1 protein-coding gene is annotated in these 754 nt (G+C 44.0%); it reads right to left on the reverse strand.

Features of this window, described 5'->3' with window-relative positions; translation table 11 throughout:
* Nucleotides 1–16: 16 nt before the first annotated feature.
* Nucleotides 17–541: a phosphatase PAP2 family protein gene (locus AB4653_RS23395; RefSeq protein ID WP_009847812.1), complete on the reverse strand. Its 525-nt coding sequence runs from the start codon at nucleotides 539–541 to the stop codon at nucleotides 17–19.
* Nucleotides 542–754 lie beyond the last annotated feature (213 nt).

A 754-nucleotide genomic window follows, 5' to 3' on the forward strand; every position in this document is an offset into this window, starting at 1 on the left:
GCCATACGACTAAGCGCTATAAAATGAAGTAAATGGCTAGGCTTGTGCACGCTATACCTAGCGCTGCGCCAATCAGTACGTCCGTTAAAAAGTGCACACCGAGTAGGATTCGAGAGCCTGCAATCGCTGTCGCCCAAATCAAGCTAAAGAGATAGAGACTTGGATAAAAATGTCCGATTAGAGTCGCCATAACAAATGCAGCAGCGGAGTGCCCAGATGGCAGGCTGTATTTATCTGACGGCACAATGTGAGAGTGAAGTAATGAAGAGAATTCAGCGGGTCTGCGGCGCTTTAGGGTGTTTTTGGCTACCCAATAAATCGGTAGCTCTATCGCAAAAGCGGCTAGACCAACCATTAAAAATTCACGACCTGTGTAGCCATCAGCTAACAGCGCAATCAGAGCGATCAACACATATAGATGACCATCCCCGGTATGAGACACCGCTTTACTCAATGTTGCATGTTGCCCGCTATAACGGTTCTTCAAACAGAAAACAGAAAATGCCACATCCCAGCGGACAACAGGTTCGATAGTACGCATACGATCTCCTTAACAATCCTTATTCAGTTAAGGCTCAAGGTATGCCCCTGAAATGACAGTTAAGTGACGTTTTGAATGAACTAAAATGAATTTTGAAGCGAATTAACCGCTTTCACTAAGTAAGCTAATAGGAGCCTAGAAGCAGCCGATAAAAATAAAGCGACACAAGGCCGCTTTATTCTTCTATGTTTTTGCTTCTTTATATAAGTAAAC

The sequence above is a fragment of the Vibrio sp. 10N.222.48.A3 genome, assembly GCF_041475345.1.
Classification (GTDB): Bacteria; Pseudomonadota; Gammaproteobacteria; order Enterobacterales; family Vibrionaceae; genus Vibrio; species Vibrio tasmaniensis_A.

Bases quoted from the DNA above. Each gene is read 5' to 3' on its own strand.
- AB4653_RS23395 (WP_009847812.1), bottom strand. From the start codon at position 541: ATGCGTACTATCGAACCTGTTGTCCGCTGGGATGTGGCATTTTCTGTT.